Annotated in this window: 14 protein-coding genes; 13 read left to right on the top strand and 1 reads right to left on the bottom strand. The window is 64.0% G+C overall.

Annotated features, from left to right (window positions below):
- Positions 1–26 precede the first annotated feature (26 nt).
- The 8 genes from dusB to hflX all read left to right on the top strand — a co-directional run bounded on the left by dusB (position 27) and on the right by hflX (position 10,300).
- Complete coding sequence (gene dusB, locus FIU28_RS14610) at positions 27–1,034, top strand: tRNA dihydrouridine synthase DusB (RefSeq protein WP_143576198.1); 1,008 nt, start codon at positions 27–29, stop codon at positions 1,032–1,034.
- Positions 1,031–2,215, top strand: coding sequence for a two-component system sensor histidine kinase NtrB (locus FIU28_RS14605; RefSeq protein ID WP_143573973.1), 1,185 nt, complete (start codon positions 1,031–1,033; stop codon positions 2,213–2,215). The genes dusB and FIU28_RS14605 overlap by 4 nt, the downstream gene beginning before the upstream one ends.
- A gap of 10 nt (positions 2,216–2,225) precedes the next feature.
- Complete coding sequence (gene ntrC, locus FIU28_RS14600) at positions 2,226–3,668, top strand: nitrogen regulation protein NR(I) (protein ID WP_143573972.1); 1,443 nt, start codon at positions 2,226–2,228, stop codon at positions 3,666–3,668.
- Positions 3,669–3,874: 206 nt separating this feature from the next.
- Positions 3,875–6,160, top strand: a complete 2,286-nt coding sequence (locus FIU28_RS14595) for a sensor histidine kinase NtrY-like (RefSeq protein ID WP_143576197.1) — start codon at positions 3,875–3,877, stop codon at positions 6,158–6,160.
- 17 nt (positions 6,161–6,177) lie between these two features.
- On the top strand, positions 6,178–7,548 hold the full coding sequence (ntrX, locus tag FIU28_RS14590) for a nitrogen assimilation response regulator NtrX (RefSeq protein ID WP_143573971.1): 1,371 nt from the start codon (positions 6,178–6,180) through the stop codon (positions 7,546–7,548).
- Between the two features lie 55 nt (positions 7,549–7,603).
- Positions 7,604–8,461 (top strand): D-amino-acid transaminase, encoded by an 858-nt coding sequence (locus FIU28_RS14585; protein WP_143573970.1) that lies wholly within the window; start codon positions 7,604–7,606, stop codon positions 8,459–8,461.
- 187 nt (positions 8,462–8,648) lie between these two features.
- A complete protein-coding gene (gene hfq / locus FIU28_RS14580) occupies positions 8,649–8,897 on the top strand; it encodes an RNA chaperone Hfq (RefSeq protein ID WP_143573969.1) in 249 nt (82 codons plus the stop codon).
- A gap of 11 nt (positions 8,898–8,908) precedes the next feature.
- A complete protein-coding gene (hflX, locus tag FIU28_RS14575; RefSeq protein WP_143573968.1) occupies positions 8,909–10,300 on the top strand; it encodes a GTPase HflX in 1,392 nt (463 codons plus the stop codon).
- Between the two features lie 293 nt (positions 10,301–10,593).
- On the opposite strand, the gene mazG is transcribed toward hflX, so the two are convergent.
- Positions 10,594–11,427: a nucleoside triphosphate pyrophosphohydrolase gene (gene mazG / locus FIU28_RS14570; protein WP_143573967.1), complete on the bottom strand. Its 834-nt coding sequence runs from the start codon at positions 11,425–11,427 to the stop codon at positions 10,594–10,596.
- A 104-nt stretch (positions 11,428–11,531) separates the two neighbouring features.
- Here mazG and queC point away from each other — a divergent pair, with 104 nt between their 5' ends.
- The 5 genes from queC to FIU28_RS14545 all read left to right on the top strand — a co-directional run bounded on the left by queC (position 11,532) and on the right by FIU28_RS14545 (position 17,124).
- A complete protein-coding gene (queC, locus tag FIU28_RS14565) occupies positions 11,532–12,248 on the top strand; it encodes a 7-cyano-7-deazaguanine synthase QueC (RefSeq protein WP_143573966.1) in 717 nt (238 codons plus the stop codon).
- A 122-nt stretch (positions 12,249–12,370) separates the two neighbouring features.
- On the top strand, positions 12,371–13,075 hold the full coding sequence (locus FIU28_RS14560; protein WP_441351303.1) for a hypothetical protein: 705 nt from the start codon (positions 12,371–12,373) through the stop codon (positions 13,073–13,075).
- 167 nt (positions 13,076–13,242) lie between these two features.
- A complete protein-coding gene (locus FIU28_RS14555) occupies positions 13,243–13,686 on the top strand; it encodes an SgcJ/EcaC family oxidoreductase (RefSeq protein ID WP_143573964.1) in 444 nt (147 codons plus the stop codon).
- Between the two features lie 525 nt (positions 13,687–14,211).
- Positions 14,212–15,231, top strand: a complete 1,020-nt coding sequence (locus FIU28_RS14550) for a TRAP transporter substrate-binding protein (protein WP_143573963.1) — start codon at positions 14,212–14,214, stop codon at positions 15,229–15,231.
- A 6-nt stretch (positions 15,232–15,237) separates the two neighbouring features.
- The gene (locus tag FIU28_RS14545; protein ID WP_143573962.1) at positions 15,238–17,124 is read left to right on the top strand and encodes a TRAP transporter large permease; all 1,887 of its coding nucleotides are present in this window, start codon (positions 15,238–15,240) and stop codon (positions 17,122–17,124) included.
- Positions 17,125–17,169 lie beyond the last annotated feature (45 nt).

Here is a 17,169-nt window from a genome sequence, read left to right as displayed (position 1 = left end):
CCACCGCCCCGCATGCCCATCAGCCATTGCGCATAGGCGACATCGAGATCGGCAACCGCGTTGTGCTGGCACCGATGACGGGGATCACCGATGTGCCGGTTCGCCGGCTCGTGGCCGAGCTCGGCGCCGGGCTGGTCGTATCAGAAATGACCGCTAGCGCCGATCTGGTGAATGGCAAGCCGTCCTCGGTCCTGCGCTGCGAGGCCACCGGGCTCGGGCCGCATGTCGTGCAGTTGGCCGGCTGCGAGGCGCGATGGATGGCCGAAGGCGCGCGGATCGCCGAGGCTTCCGGCGCCGACATCGTCGATATCAACATGGGCTGTCCGGCCCGCAAGGTGACCGGTGGCACCGGTCAGTCCGGCTCGGCGCTGATGCGCGACCTCGACCACGCGCTGAAGCTGATCGAGGCGACGATCGCGGCCGTCAAGGTGCCGGTCACGCTGAAAATGCGGCTCGGCTGGGACGACCACACGATCAACGCGCCGGAGCTGGCGCGTCGCGCCGAGCTGGCCGGCGTGCAACTGATTACCGTGCATGGCCGCACCCGCTGCCAGTTCTACAAGGGCGAGGCCGACTGGGGCGCCGTCCGCGCGGTGCGCGAAGCGATCGCGCTTCCGCTTATCGTCAACGGTGACATCACCTCCCACGACAGCGCGGTCACCGCGCTAGAAATGTCCGGCGCCGATGCCGTGATGGTGGGGCGGGGCGCCTATGGGCGGCCCTGGCTGCCCGGCCAGATCGCGCGGCAGTTTGAGACCGGGGTGGCGGAGCCTGCGCCGACGCTCACGGTGCAGCTCGGCTATATCCGTCGGCTCTATGACGACATTCTCAGCCATTACGGCGTCCACATCGGCCTGCGTCACGCGCGAAAACATCTCGGCTGGTCGCTGGACGCCGCCGCGATCACGCAGCTCGCGCCGGAGGCCGTGCTGAAGCGTTGGAAGCAGACCATCCTGACCTCGGAAAATCCCGCCGCCGTGCATCGGCTACTCGACGAGGCCTATACCGATTTTGCATGGAGTGCCGCCGCATGACCGCCGTTGCAGGCCGCCGTCCCTTACCGGGCGACAGCGAGGCTATTCTCAACGCCTTGCCCAATCCGGTACTGCTGATCGCTCCCGACGGGAAGATTGTCGATGCCAACATGGCCGCCGAATCCTTCTTCGAGATTTCTGCCCAGTTCCTGCGGCGCCAGTCGCTGAAGGAGCTGGTGCCGTTCGGCAGTCCGCTTCTGGCGCTGATCGAACAGGTTCGTGACAGCAACTCGCCGGTCAATGAGTTCAAGGTCGATCTCGGCACGCCGCGGATCGGCCGCGACCGCCAGGTCGATCTGCACGTCGCGCCGCTGACGGAGCGCCCCGGCCATATCGTGGTGATGCTGCAGGAGCGCACCATTGCCGACAAGATGGACCGCCAGCTCACCCATCGCAGCGCGGCGCGCTCGGTGATCGCACTTGCGGCGATGCTGGCGCACGAGATCAAGAACCCCTTGTCCGGCATCCGCGGCGCCGCGCAGCTTCTGGAGCAGGCGGCATCGTCCGAAGACCGCATGCTGACGCGGCTGATCTGCGACGAGGCCGACCGCATCGTCACGCTGGTCGATCGCATGGAAGTGTTCGGCGACGACCGCCCGGTGGCCCGCGGCCCGGTCAACATCCATTCGGTACTCGACCACGTGAAGCGCCTCGCGCAGTCCGGCTTTGCGCGCAACATCCGTTTCATCGAGGACTACGACCCGTCGCTGCCGCCGGTGCTGGCCAATCAGGACCAGCTGATTCAGGTGTTTCTCAACCTGGTCAAGAACGCCGCCGAGGCGGTTGCCGAACTCGGCCATGACGGCGAGATTCAACTTACCACCGCGTTTCGGCCGGGCGTGCGGCTCTCGGTGCCCGGCAAGAAGTCGCGCGTCTCGCTGCCGCTGGAGTTCTGCGTCAAGGACAACGGGCCTGGCGTGCCGGAAGACCTGCTGCCGAACCTGTTCGATCCCTTTGTGACGACAAAGCCCACCGGAAGCGGCCTGGGTCTTGCATTGGTTGCGAAGATCGTCGGCGACCATGGCGGGATCATCGAATGCGAATCGCAACCGCGAAAGACGACGTTCCGGGTGCTGCTGCCGATGTACAATCCTGCCAAGCAGTTTGATGACAAGAACCTTGATCCGAGCAACGGCGATGTCCCGGCGACATCGGCGCACACCTCACATGATGCACGATGAGGACTAAGTAATGGCTGCAGGTAGTATTCTGGTTGCGGATGACGATACCGCCATCCGCACCGTCCTGAATCAGGCTCTCTCGCGCGCCGGTTACGAGGTCCGCCTGACCGGGAACGCCGCCACGCTGTGGCGCTGGGTTAGCCAGGGCGAGGGCGATCTGGTGATCACCGACGTGGTGATGCCAGATGAGAACGCTTTCGATTTGCTGCCGCGGATCAAGAAGATGCGGCCGAACCTGCCGGTCATCGTGATGAGCGCGCAGAATACTTTCATGACCGCGATCCGCGCCTCGGAGCGCGGCGCCTACGAATATCTGCCGAAGCCGTTCGACCTCAAGGAGCTGATCGCGATTGTCGGCCGCGCGCTGGCCGAGCCGAAGGAGCGCGTCGCCAGCCATGCCGACGACGGCGAGTTCGACTCGATCCCGCTGGTCGGCCGCTCGCCCGCGATGCAGGAAATCTACCGCGTCCTCGCGCGGCTGATGCAGACCGATCTGACGGTGATGATCTCCGGCGAGTCCGGCACCGGCAAGGAACTGGTGGCGCGCGCCCTGCATGATTACGGCAAGCGCCGCAACGGCCCGTTCGTCGCCGTCAACATGGCGGCGATCCCGCGCGACCTGATCGAATCCGAACTGTTCGGTCACGAGCGCGGCGCCTTCACCGGCGCCAACCAGCGCGCCTCCGGCCGCTTCGAGCAGGCCGAGGGCGGTACGCTGTTCCTCGATGAAATAGGCGACATGCCGATGGAGGCGCAGACCCGCCTGCTGCGCGTGCTGCAGCAGGGCGAGTATACCACGGTTGGCGGTCGCACCCCGATCAAGACCGACGTGCGTATCGTAGCGGCGTCCAACAAGGACCTGCGCATCCTGATCCAGCAGGGCCTGTTCCGCGAAGATTTATTCTTTCGTCTCAACGTGGTGCCGCTGCGTCTTCCACCTTTGCGTGAACGTATCGAGGACCTTCCCGACCTGATCCGGCACTTCTTCGCGCTGGCCGAAAAGGATGGCCTGCCGCCGAAGAAGCTCGATGCGCTGGCGCTGGAGCGGATGAAACAGCACCGCTGGCCCGGCAACATCCGCGAGCTGGAGAATCTCGCCCGGCGTCTCGCCGCGCTGTATCCGCAGGACGTCATCACGGCCTCCGTGATCGACGGTGAACTGGCGCCGCCGGCGGTGGTGGCCGGCGGCAGCCAGCAGACCAGCGTCGATAATCTGGGCGGCGCGGTCGAGGTCTATCTCGCCACGCATTTCGGCAGCTTCCCGAACGGCGTGCCGCCGCCGGGTCTCTATCACCGCATCCTGCGCGAGATCGAAGTGCCGCTGCTCACCGCCGCATTGGCGGCGACGCGCGGCAACCAGATCCGCGCCGCCGATCTGCTTGGTCTGAACCGCAACACCCTGCGCAAGAAGATTCGAGACCTCGACATTCAGGTGTATCGCACGGGGGGGTAGTCGATTTCGCTCGAACTCTTCCATCCGAAAGCCATGAGAAACCCCGCAAGGGCGTTTTTCGCGGCTTTCGCGCGCCGTGGAATTGTCGTAATTGAGCAACAATGTTGTACGATTGCATCAGTGCGCTGTCGGTGCATCGATAGCGGCCAGGCGTTCACGCTCACCAAAATTCCGGAATGACCAGCGCAGCAACGTCCGCAAACATGATGACCGGCGCCGCAACGCCGGCCCCCGCCGATCCATTGTCGGCGACGGAGCCGCGGCGGTCACCGCTGCGCCGATGGTTCGTGCCGGCCGCCGTCGTGCTGGCGCTATTGTCGGCGTTCCTGACCTTCGTGGTGCTGAACGGTCTGGCGCCGATCTCGCCGACCCACGAGGTGGTGGTCACCTTCCTGCTGATCAATGCCGGCACCGTCTTCCTGCTGCTGCTGATCATTGCCCGCGAGGTCTGGAAAGTCGTGCAGGCCCGCCGCCGCGGTCGCGCCGCGGCACGGCTGCATGTCCAGATCGTCAGCCTGTTCTCGGTGATCGCGGTGATTCCTGCGGTGCTGGTGTCGATCGTCGCCAACGTCACGCTGGACCGCGGCCTTGACCGGCTGTTCTCCGGGCCGACGCGTGCGGTGATCCAGAATTCGCTGATCGTCGCCAATGCCTATTTGCACGAGCACGCGCAGTTGATCCGCGGCGACATTCTCGGCATGGCCAACGACATCTCGCTGGCGCGGCCGCTGTTCGACCAGGACCGCGGCACCTTTCTCAGCGTGCTGAAAGCCAGCGCCGCGTCGCGCAATTTGCCGGGGGCAATAATCCTCGACAAGGACAGCAATCTGATCGAGCCCGCCAATACCGGCATGAAACAGGCGTTCACCACGCCGGCGCCGGAGTTTCTCAAGAACGTCGATGACAGCGAGCCGCAGATCGCGGTGTTCATCGAGGCGAATTATGTCGCTGCCGTGATCCGGCTGCGCGCCTTCGACGACACGTTTCTCTACGTGGCGCGGCTTCTCGACCCCCGCGTCGTCGCGCAACTGCGGCAGACCCAGGCCAGCGTCGCCGAATATGCCGACATCGAGGCGCGGCGCCTGGGCATCCAGGTCGCCTTCGTGCTGATGTTCACCGTGATCGCCCTGACGGTGCTGATGTCCGCGGTGCTGATCGGGCTGAATTTCGCCAACTGGCTGGTGGCGCCGATCCGCCGCCTGATGGGCGCGGCCAATGCGGTATCGGCCGGCGACCTGCATGTCCAGGTGCCGGTGATCCAGTCGGAGGGCGACCTTGCCCATCTCGGCGAGACCTTCAACACGATGACCCAGGAGTTGCGCACCCAGCGCGACGAACTGGTGTCCGCCTCCGACGTCATCGACAGCCGCCGCCGTTTCATCGAGGCGGTGCTGTCGTCGGCCAGCGCCGGCATCATCGGCGTCGACGGGGCAGGCCGGGTCGGCATTCTCAACCGCTCCGCCGAAAAGCTGATCGGCCATTCGGAGTCCGAGACGCTCGGCCATTCGCTGTCGGAGGTGGTGCCCGAGCTCGACGAGATGATGCAAAATGCGCGCGAGGGCTCGCAGCGGCTGGTGCAGGGCCAGATCACGATTACCCGCGACAGCCAGGAACGCGTGTTGTCGGTGCGGATCAGCGCCGAACAGACCAGCCAGTCGCGCGACAGCTACATCATCACGCTGGACGACATCACCGAACTGGTGTCCGCGCAGCGCACCTCGGCCTGGGCCGACGTCGCCCGCCGCATCGCGCACGAGATCAAGAACCCGCTGACGCCGATCCAGCTCTCGGCCGAGCGCATCAAGCGCAAATTCGGCAAGGTGATTATCGCCGACAAGGCGATCTTCGAGCAATGCACCGACACCATCATCCGCCAGGTCGACGACATCCGGCGCATGGTCGATGAATTCTCGAAGTTTGCGCGGATGCCGAAGCCGGTGATCGAGGGCGAGGACGTCGCCGACACCGTGCGCCAGGTCGTGTTCCTGATGCGCGTCGGCCATCCCGACGTCGAGATTGAGACCGAAATCCGGGACGAGCCGATGCGGGCGCGATTCGACCGCCGGCTGATCTCGCAGGCGCTGACCAACATCATCAAGAACGCCACCGAGGCGATCGAGGTGGTGCCCGCGGAAACGCTCGGAAAGGGTCGCATTGAGGTCATCGCTTTCAGGGAGAACGAAGACATCGTGATTGACGTGATCGACAATGGCATCGGCCTGCCGACCGTCAGCCGCTCGCGGCTGCTGGAGCCCTATGTCACGACCCGCGAGAAGGGCACCGGCCTCGGGCTGGCAATCGTGGGTCGGGTGCTGGAAGATCACGGCGGCCGAATCGAACTCAACGACGCCTCGAACATTCGTCCGGGCGCCCGCGGCGCCTGGATGCGATTGCGGTTTGCGATTTCGGGGCAAAAGCCGGACGCCGAAGCCACCGAACCTGAAGCGCCGCCAGCGAACAAACCAACACCCGAAACCGTCTCCGGCAGCTGACAGACAGAGCTTGAATCATGGCCAATGACATTCTGATCGTCGATGACGAAGCCGACATCCGCGACCTTGTCGCGGGCATTCTCGACGACGAGGGATTCTCCACGCGCACGGCGCGCGACAGCGATTCGGCGCTCGGCGAAATCTCCAATCGCCGGCCCAATATGGTATTCCTCGACATCTGGCTGCAGGGCAGCAAGCTCGACGGGCTGCAACTGCTTGAGCAGATCAAGCGCGACCACTCCGAATTGCCGGTCGTGATGATCTCCGGCCACGGCAACATCGAGACCGCGGTCGCGGCGATCAAGCGCGGCGCCTATGACTTCATCGAAAAACCGTTCAAGGCCGACCGGCTGATCCTGGTCGCCAACCGCGCGCTGGAAACCTCCAGGCTGAAGCGTGAGGTCAAGGAGCTGAAGCAACTGGCGCCGGTGGCGAGCTCGCTGACCGGCCGTTCCGCCGCGATGAACCAGTTGCGCCAGACCATCGATCGCGCCGCCAAGGCCAACAGCCGCATCCTGATCGTCGGCCCCTCCGGCGCCGGCAAGGAACTGGCCGCGCGCACGCTGCACAACGCCTCCCAGCGTTCCGAAGGCCCGTTCGTCGTCATCAATGCGGCGGCGATCACGCCGGAGCGGATGGAGCTCGAACTGTTTGGCATCGAGCAGTCGAACGGCGAACAGGCGCGCAAGGCCGGCGCGCTCGAAGAGGCCCATGGCGGCACGCTGTTCCTCGACGAAATCGGCGATCTGCCGCGCGAGACCCAGAACAAGATTCTTCGCGTCCTTGTCGATCAGACCTTCACGCGGGCAGGGGGCACCACCAAGGTGCATGTCGACGTCCGCATCATTTCCTCGACCGCGCGTAATCTCGAGGAAGAGATCGCGGAGGGTCGTTTCCGCGAGGACCTCTATCATCGGCTGTCCGTGGTCCCGATCCGGGTGCCGCCTTTGTCCGAGCACCGCGAGGATATTCCGGATCTGATCGAATATTTCATGGAGCAGATCTCGGTCGCCACGGGTCTACCCAAGCGCCAGATCGGTCAGGACGCGATGGCCGTGCTGCAATCGCACGTCTGGCCCGGCAATGTCCGCCAGCTCCGCAATAACGTCGAGCGTGTCATGATTCTCGCCGGCGGCGGCCCGGAGGTGATCATCACCGCCGACATGCTGCCGCAGGATGTCGGCTCGATGGTGCCGTCGATGCCGACCAGCAATAATGGCGAGCACATCATGGGCCTGCCGCTGCGCGAAGCCCGCGAAGTGTTCGAGCGCGATTATCTGATCGCGCAGATCTCGAGGTTCTCGGGTAACATCTCACGCACTGCCGAATTCGTCGGCATGGAGCGCTCGGCGCTGCACCGCAAGCTCAAGGCCCTCGGCGTCGGTTAAACACCACTCCCACCATCGCATCCCACCATCGCACCAGCCATCAACGGGAAGTCCCATGTCGCGCATTGCCTATGTGAACGGTCATTACACCCCTCTGCGCGACGCCGCCGTCAACGTCGAGGACCGCGGCTACCAGTTCGCCGACGGCATCTACGAGGTCTGCGAGATCGTCGGCGGCAAGATGGTCGATTTCCCCCGACACATGGCGCGGATGCAGCGCTCATTGCGCGAATTGCGGATCGCCGAAGCGATGCCGCTGGCCTCGCTCAAGGTCGTGATGCAGGAGGTGGTCCGCCGCAACCGCATCCGCTACGGCATCGTCTATCTGCAGATATCGCGCGGCGTCGCGCATCGCGACCACGGCTTTCCGGCGCCCGAAGTGAAGCCCAGCTTGGTCGTCACCGCCAAGTCGCTGAATTTCGCCAGGAACCAGGCCCAGGCCGAGCGCGGCGTGAAGGTCATCACCACCGCCGAGAATCGCTGGCCGCGGGTCGATATCAAGACCGTGGGCCTGTTGCCCAACGTGCTGGCGCGCCAGGAAGCGCGCGACAAGGGCGCCTATGAGGCCTGGTACGTCGACGGCAACGGATTCGTCACCGAGGGCGCCTCGTGCAATGCTTGGATCGTGACCAAAGACGGCAAGGTCGTGACCCGCACGGCTACCTCCGGCATTCTCGCCGGCATCACCCGCGCGGTGCTGATCGACGTGCTGGCAGCGATGCAACTAACGCTGGAAGAGCGCAATTTCACGCCGGACGAGGCGTATCACGCAACCGAGGCTTTCGTGTCCTCGGCTTCCCAGATCGTCATGCCCGTCGTCAACATCGACGGCCACGCCATCGGCGACGGCAAGCCGGGCGGTATTGCCAAGCGGTTGCGTGAGGAATTCCATAAGTTTGCGGCCATTTCCTGAGAATTGACCGGGTTTTGGGCCGGCGCCAACTGTTCTGACTTGCCTAAAAAGCGCGCCTGCCATCTAATCATTTCGTCGTGTGCCCGGAGGGGGATCTCAGGGGAAAGCACGGCAGCGAGGAGATGCCCCGTAGAGGGCGGGCCTGGTTTAAAAATAAAAGATGCAATCAGACTGCGGGATAAAAACAATGGCGGCCGACCGCGCACAAAACCTACAAGACACGTTCCTCAATCACGTTCGCAAAACAAAAACGCCTTTGACGATCTTTCTGGTGAACGGAGTGAAGCTTCAGGGGATCGTCACATGGTTCGACAATTTCTGTCTGCTGCTCCGTCGCGATGGCCATTCGCAGCTTGTCTACAAGCACGCGATTTCGACCATCATGCCGGGTGCACCGATTCAGTTGTTCGAAGGCGGCGAAGATGCACCAACGTGAGATTGATTTAATTGGAACATAAAAGCTTCGATGGGGCTGCCGACCGACCACGGCCGGCGCCGGGTGAATCGACGGGACGGGTGGTTGTCATCGGTCCCTATCTGCGGGAACGGCGCGGCAATGCCGATACGCAGGCGGACAGCCATGTCCGCGATTCCGAAGCGCGGCTCGAGGAAGCCACTGGCCTCGCCCGTGCCATCGGCCTGACCATCGCCGAAGCCGTGGCGGCGCCGCTCGGCCAGATCCGCCCCGCGACCTATCTCGGCAAGGGCAAGGTCGAGGAAATTCTCGGCCTGATAACCGGCCACGACATCGAGCTGGTGGTAATGGATTGCGCTCTGTCGCCGATCCAGCAGCGCAACCTCGAGAAGGAATGGAACACCAAGGTGCTCGACCGCACCGGCCTCATTCTGGAAATCTTCGGCCGCCGCGCCAAGACGAAGGAGGGCACGCTGCAGGTCGAACTCGCCCATCTCAATTACCAGCGCAGCCGTCTGGTGCGGTCCTGGACCCATCTGGAGCGCCAGCGCGGCGGCTTCGGCTTCATGGGCGGCCCCGGCGAGACCCAGATCGAGGCCGATCGTCGCCTGATCGGCGATCGCATCACGCGCATCGAGAACGAGATCAAGAAGGTTCAGGCGACGCGCCGGCTGCACCGTGCCGGGCGGCAACGCGTGCCATATCGGGTGGTGGCGCTGGTCGGCTACACCAATGCCGGCAAGTCGACGCTATTCAACCGTCTGACGCATGCCGACGTCACCGCCGAGGATATGCTGTTCGCGACGCTGGACCCGACGCTGCGCGCGTTGACGCTGCCGCATGGCGGCAAGGCGATGCTGTCGGACACGGTCGGCTTCATCTCCAACCTGCCGACGCAACTCGTGGCCGCATTCCGTGCCACGCTGGAAGAGGTGCTGGAAGCCGATATCATCCTGCATGTCCGCGACATCGCGCATGAGGATGCGGACGCGCAGCAGAGCGACGTCGACAAGGTGCTGCGGCAACTCGGCATCGACACCGACGCCAGCGAACGTATCCTGGAAGTCTGGAACAAGATCGACCGCTTCGATGCCGATCAGCGCGAGAACATCGCCAACATCGCCGCCCGCCGTCCGCCGGAGAAGCCGTGCTTCCTGGTCTCGGCGGAAACCGGCGAGGGCGTTGATGAATTGCTGGCGGCGATCGAGACCCGACTGGCCGCGACGCGCATCACGCTCGACCTGTCGGTCGATGCTTCCGACGGCGCCGGCGTAAGCTGGCTGCATCGCAACGCCGAAGTACTGGTGAAGGAGCTGCACGAAGGCCAGTTCGACATGGTTGTGCGGGTCGACGAGACCAAGCGTGACATCGTCATGAACAAGTTCGGCGCCGTGCTGCATCCGGTGGATGACGCGACGGCGTAAGCACGGCTTGCTTTTGATCGTAGTAAAGTTTGCTCGCAACAGTGCGAGCGGTGGCGGCTCTTTCTTTTCCCTCCCCCCTTGCGGGGAGGGTAGCCCGGCGCAACGAAGAGAAGCCGGGTCGGGTGGGGGTGCCACAAGCGCCGTCGCCCGTGGCAACCCCCACCCCGGCCTCCACTCTCGATGATGCTATCGCATCATCGCTCGTTCGGCCGACCCTCCCCGCAAGGGGGAGGGAGACCACTGGCCTCGCGCTACACAAAATTAGCTGAAGTGTAGTTGCAATCTAGTCTCGCTCACCCGGCCGGGACGACAGCCTCGGTCTTTTTCGCCTCGTCCCACAACGCATCCATCTCTTGCAGCGACGCATCCTGCAGCGTGCGGCCCTGCGCCGCCAGCGCCTGTTCGATATAGCCGAAGCGGCGCTCGAATTTCACATTTGTGCCGCGCAGTGCGAGATCGGGATCGGCGCCGACATGGCGCGCGAGATTGACCAGCGCGAACATCAGGTCGCCGGTCTCGGCCGCGACTTCTTGCGCATCGCCACGATCGAGCGCGGCCTCGATCTCGTCGGCCTCTTCGCGGATCTTTGCCAGCACCGCACGCGGGTCGTTCCAGTCGAAGCCGACGCTGGACGCTTTCCGCTGCAACGCCATCGCCTGGGTCAGCGACGGCTGCCCGGCCTTGATCGAGGCGAGCAAGGAGGAGGGCGCAGCCTTGCCCGCTGGCTGCCGCGCCGCGCGTTCCGCCTTCTCCTCGGCCTTGATCCGCGCCCACGCGCCTTTCACCTCCGCCGGCGTGAGCTTGCCGTCCTTGTCGGCAAACACATGCGGATGCCGCCGGATCATTTTTCGCGTGATCGCCTCGACGACGTCACCGAACGCAAACGCATTCTGCTCCTCGGCCATGCGGGCATGAAACACCACCTGCAATAGCAGGTCGCCGAGCTCTTCGCAGAGATCGCCAAGATCGTGCCTCGCTATGGCGTCGGCGACCTCATAGGCTTCCTCGATGGTGTACGGCGCAATGCTGGCAAAGTTCTGTTCGAGGTCCCACGGGCAACCGGTGACGGGGGTGCGCAGCCGCGCCATGATGTCGATCAGGCCGGCAATATCGCGGGAAGGGGTCATGAGGCACCGAAGCTGGGGGAAGACCCGTCCGGTATGCCGCAGGCAGAAGTAAAAGTCATCGTGGACCGGATTGCGCTTCGCTCCATCCGGGCTACAAGTTCGCCATGACCGACACATTCCCCGACCAAACCGCCCTGGTGCTGTTCTCCGGCGGCCAGGATTCCGCCACCTGCCTGGCCTGGGCGCTGGCGCGCTTTGCCCGCGTCGAGATGCTGGGTTTCAGCTATGGCCAGCGCCATCTGATCGAACTCGACAGCCGCGAAAAGCTGCTGGACGGCCTGCGCGCGCTTGATCCCGATTGGGCGGCCAAGCTCGGCGACAGCCACACGCTGGATATCCCGACGCTGAGCGTGATCTCCGACACCGCGCTGACGCGCGACGTCGCGATCGAGATGGGGGCAGGCGGCCTGCCCAACACCTTCGTGCCCGGCCGTAACCTCGTCTTTCTGACCTTTGCGGCGGCGCTGGCCTATCGCCGCGGCATCACGCACATCATCGGCGGCATGTGCGAGACCGACTATTCCGGCTATCCCGACTGCCGCGACGACACCATCCGCGCGCTGCAGCAGGCGCTCAACCTCGGCATGGACCGGCAATTCCATCTGCACACGCCGCTGATGTGGCGCGACAAGGCGGCGACCTGGGCGCTGGCCGATGAACTTGGCGGGCAGGGCCTCGTTGACCTGATCCGTGAGCATTCCCACACCTGCTATCTCGGCGAGCGGGGCGCCCTGCACGACTGGGGTTACGGCTGCGGCCAGTGCCCAGCCTGCGAGTTGCGCGCCAAGGGCTGGCGTGAGTATTCGGCAACCGCGGCGTAAAGCCCGCTGTGCGTTGCATACGCTAGGGTGCAAATAGAGCTGGCGTCTTTTGTGGACTAAGCTAGTGCTAGCGAATGGCGTACTCAAGATCACGATTGCCGGCGCTTGCGACCCTTGCCGTGATGCTGGCCGGCGCCGGCGCCGCGCACGCCGCCAACGGCGCCTATGCCGTGGACGCCGCGGATATTTCCGACGTTGGTAGCTGCAAGGTCGAGAGCTGGCTCGCTACCGCCACGAATTCGGATTTTTCGGCCGTCGCCAATCCGTCCTGCGTGGCGGAAATCGTGCGCCCGGTCGAACTCAGCGTACTGACCAACCGGTTTCGTGCCGACGGCGACTGGGGCACCAGCGTCACGCCCAAGGCCAAGATCAACCTGATCCCGACCGGAATTGGCAAATTCGGCGTCTCGGCGCTGGGCAGCGTCGCTTTTGACGCCCAGACCGGCCAGACCACGGCGCTGTTCGCGGAAATCCCGGCGACCTACCGGCTGTCGGAAGTCATGCGGATCAATCTCAATGCCGGCTGGCTGTGGGACCGCACCGTCGATCGGCATTATCTGACTTATGGCATCGGCTTCGACTGGAAGCTGACCGATCTGTTCCAGTACACGATCGAGATGTACGGGCAGGCCGGCCCATCCGAAATTCGCAGCGTCGTGCAGCCCAAATTGCAGACCGGCATTCGTTACCGACCGAACGAGATCTTTTCCATCGACGTGATCTACGGCCACAACATCACCGGCGAAAACGCCGACTGGATCACGGTCGGCACGACGGTCCGCTTTCAGCCGACTGACAGAAAGCCCGAGCGCTCCGGGCATCTGTAAACGGACCGAGCGAGCGCGGGCAGGCGGCCTGGTATGGGCACGACAGGTGACCACGCGGCGGGTGGCATGACTTTGCGCGCGATCCGCGAAGCCATCCTCAAATTCCTGTCAATACGTGATATGATGGAACTGTAGAAGTTTCCCTATCCATTTCCACGGAGAGGACGATGCAACGACATGGATTGGCCTTGCTGATATCGCTGGCATCCGCGACCACCGCTGCTGCAGGGGCCGCTGACGAGGCCAACGCGGTGATCGACCAATGGTCTGCGAAATACAGCGCGAATGACACTGCGGGATTGCTGGATCTCTATGCCGCGGACGCGGTCTTGCTCGGCACCACCAGTCCTGTGATTTCGGAAGGGCGCGACGCCATCAAAGAGTACTTCAAGGACCTTCCCGGCAGCGGACGAAAAAATACGATCGTGGAGAGACGCACCATCGTCCTGGACCAGAACGCCGTCGTTGGAACCGGATTTTATCGTTTCGCCAGAGCTGCGGAAAACGATGCGCCGCGACCGTCGCGGTTCACGATGGTTGTTGTGAGGCGCGAGGGCCGCTGGATGATTTTGCATCATCACTCGTCACCGCTGTCGGCGGTTCGGCAGTAGCCGCGCGCCAAACGCCACGTGTACGGAAACGGTGGCATCACGCCGGCGGCCGCTACGGCATGCAGTCTGTCCGGTCGGTGCCACGCCATCGGACGGACGACGACAGGCACGAGCCGCGCAACAGACATGAGCTTTGACAAGAGGGTGTCGGGCGGGGCAGAACGGCAAGTTCATATCCCGGATTCGCATAAGGTATATTATGGAATATATTATCCTCAAATGATCTCAAGGACTTAGTTCAAATTGCGGACAAAGCCAATGGTTGCAGCCTCGTTGCGTGCGGCAGCCTCGCCGCTGCCGTCCATATGGCTGACCACCGAATGGGTTCGGCACCGGCGCTGCCTGGCTGCGTTCGACGCCGCTGCGCCAGCATCGCGCGCGTTGCCATCGTCGTGACCACCTTGCCACGGCGGACTGGCTACCATCCAAAGCCGAAACAACTTGACCGCTCATCGATACCATGATGACCAGACAGCAAGGGATCCCTGAGATCCCAGCCAACAATAAAAGTCAGGGAGAATCCGCATGAGCATTTCACGTCGTACGATATTGAAAGCGTCTGCCGCAGCGACTGTGCTGGGTGGCGTCGGCATGCCGTTCGTGGCGCGCGCCCAGAGCGCCGAATTCGTCTACAAATATGCCAACAACCTGCCCGACACCCATCCGCTCAACGTCCGCGCCCGCGAAATGTCGGCGGCGATCAAGGCCGAGACCCAGGGCCGCGTCGATTTGCAGGTCTTCCCGAACAACCAGCTCGGCTCCGACACCGACATGCTGAGCCAGATCCGCTCCGGCGGCGTCGAGTTCTTCACGTTGTCCGGCCTGATCCTGGCGACCCTGGTGCCGGCGGCCTCGATCAACGGCATCGGCTTCGCGTTCCCGGATTACGACACCGTCTGGAAGGCCATGGACGGCGATCTCGGAGCCTATGTGCGCGGCGAGATCACCAAGGCGAACCTCGTTGTGATGGACAAGATCTGGGACAACGGCTTCCGTCAGACCACGTCGTCGTCGCGGCCGATCAATGGCCCCGAGGACTTCAAGGGCTTCAAGATCCGGGTGCCGGTATCGCCTTTGTGGACCTCGATGTTCAAGGCGTTCGATGCGTCGCCCGCCTCCATCAATTTCAGCGAAGTGTATTCCGCGCTGCAGACGCGGGTCGTCGAGGGCCAGGAAAATCCGCTGGCGCTGATCTCCACCGCCAAGCTGTACGAAGTGCAGAAATACTGCTCGATGACCAACCACATGTGGGACGGTTTCTGGTTCCTCGCCAACCGCCGCGCTTGGGAAAAACTGCCGGCCGACCTGCGCACCATCGTGGCCAAGAACATCAACGCCGCCGCGGTCAACGAGCGCGTCGATACCGCCAAGCTCAACGCCAACGTGCGCGAGGACCTGACCGCCAAGGGCCTGATCTTCAACCAGCCCACCGTGGCGCCGTTCCGCGACAAGCTGCGCCAGGCCGGGTTCTACGCGGAATGGAAGGGCAAATACGGCGAGCAGGCGTGGGAGCTGCTGGAGAAATCCGTCGGCAAGCTGGCGTAGCGCTTCATGGCCCATGCCGATATCGCGGCTCCGGAGGCGGGCGAGGTGACCGCGGAGGTCCCTCGCCCGCGCGCGTTCCTTACCTCGCTGGAGTCGATTCTGGCGCGGCTGGTCGAGGTGCCGGCCGCGCTGCTGGTGGTCGCCGAGATCATCATTTTGTTCGCCGGAGTGGTGGCGCGCTACGTGGTGCACCGACCACTGGTGTGGTCGGACGAACTGGCGTCGATCCTGTTCCTGTGGCTGGCGATGCTGGGCTCGGCGGTCGCGTTCCGGCGCGGCGAGCACATGCGGATGACGGCTTTGGTCGCCATGGCCGGGCCGCGGATTTGGGCTTTCCTCGATGTCGTCGCCACCATCTCGGCGCTGGCCTTCCTGCTGATGATCGTCGCGCCGTCCTACGAATACGCCTATGAGGAAAGCTACATCACCACGCCGGCGCTGCAGATCGCCAACTCGTTCCGCGCCGCCGCGCTGCCGGTCGGCATCACCATCATGGCATTGTTCGCCCTGCTTCGCCTCGCCCGCTACGGCGACCGGCGCACGATGCTGTTGGCGCTGGCGACGGTGATCGCCATCATGGGCGCGTTCTGGCTGGCGCAGCCGCTGCTGCGCACACTCGGCAATCTCAACCTGATCATCTTCTTCGTCGGCGTGGTCGGCCTGTGCGTGTTCGCCGGCGTGCCGATCGCCTTCGGCTTCGGTCTGGCCATCTTCGGCTACATGGCGCTGACCACCAACACGCCGATCATGGTGCTGGTCGGTCGCATGGACGAGGGCATGAGCCATTTGATCCTGCTGTCGGTGCCGCTGTTCGTGTTCCTGGGTCTCTTGATCGAGATGACCGGCATGGCGCGCGCGATGGTCGCGTTTCTCGCCAGCCTTTTGGGCCATGTCCGCGGCGGACTGCATTATGTGCTGATCGGCGCGATGTATCTGGTGTCCGGGATTTCCGGCTCCAAGGCGGCCGACATGGCCGCGGTGGCCCCGGTGCTGTTCCCCGAAATGAAGGCGCGCGGCGCCAAGCCCGGCGATCTGGTCGCCCTGCTCTCGGCGACCGGCGCGCAGACCGAAACCATCCCGCCGAGCCTGGTGCTGATCACCATCGGATCGGTCACCGGCGTGTCGATCTCTGCGCTTTTCACCGGCGGGCTGCTGCCGGGCGTCGTGCTGGCGATCACGCTCGGCGCGCTGGTGTGGTGGCGCTACCGCGACGAGGATCTAAGCCACGTCACACGGGCGTCGGGCCGCGAGATCGGCCGAGCCTTTATCATCTCCCTGCCCGCCATCGCATTGCCGTTCGTGATCCGCGCCGCCGTGGTCGAGGGCGTGGCCACCGCCACCGAAGTCTCCACCATCGGCATCGTCTATGCGGTGCTGGCCGGCCTGCTGATCTATCGCCAGTTCCCGGTGAAGCGGCTGATGCCGATGCTGATCGACACGGCGTGCCTGTCCGGCGCGATCCTGCTGATCATCGGCACGGCGACCGGCATGGCCTGGGGTCTGACGCAGTCCGGTTTTTCGCGCGCGCTGGCCGCCGCCATGACCGGCCTGCCCGGCGGCGGCGCGACCTTCATCGCGGTTTCGATCGTCGCCTTCATCATCCTCGGCAGCGTGCTCGAGGGCATTCCGGCGATCGTCCTGTTCGGGCCGCTGCTGTTCCCGATCGCCCGGCTCGTCGGGGTGCACGAGGTGCATTATGCGATGGTCGTGATCCTGGCGATGGGCATCGGACTGTTCGCGCCGCCGTTCGGCGTGGGGTATTATGCGGCCTGTGCCATCGGGCGAGTCGATCCGGCGGAAGGCATCCGGCTGATCCTTGGCTACCTGCTGGCGCTGCTGGCCGGATTAATCATTGTGGCGATCTTTCCGTGGATCTCGATCGGGTTTCTCTAAAAGATCGCTATTCCAGCTAGTTAATCCGACTTTAAGAGAATCGAC

This window comes from Tardiphaga sp. vice154, assembly GCF_007018645.1.
Classification (GTDB): domain Bacteria; phylum Pseudomonadota; class Alphaproteobacteria; order Rhizobiales; family Xanthobacteraceae; genus Tardiphaga.
This window is presented reverse-complemented; position numbering and strand designations above follow the sequence as displayed.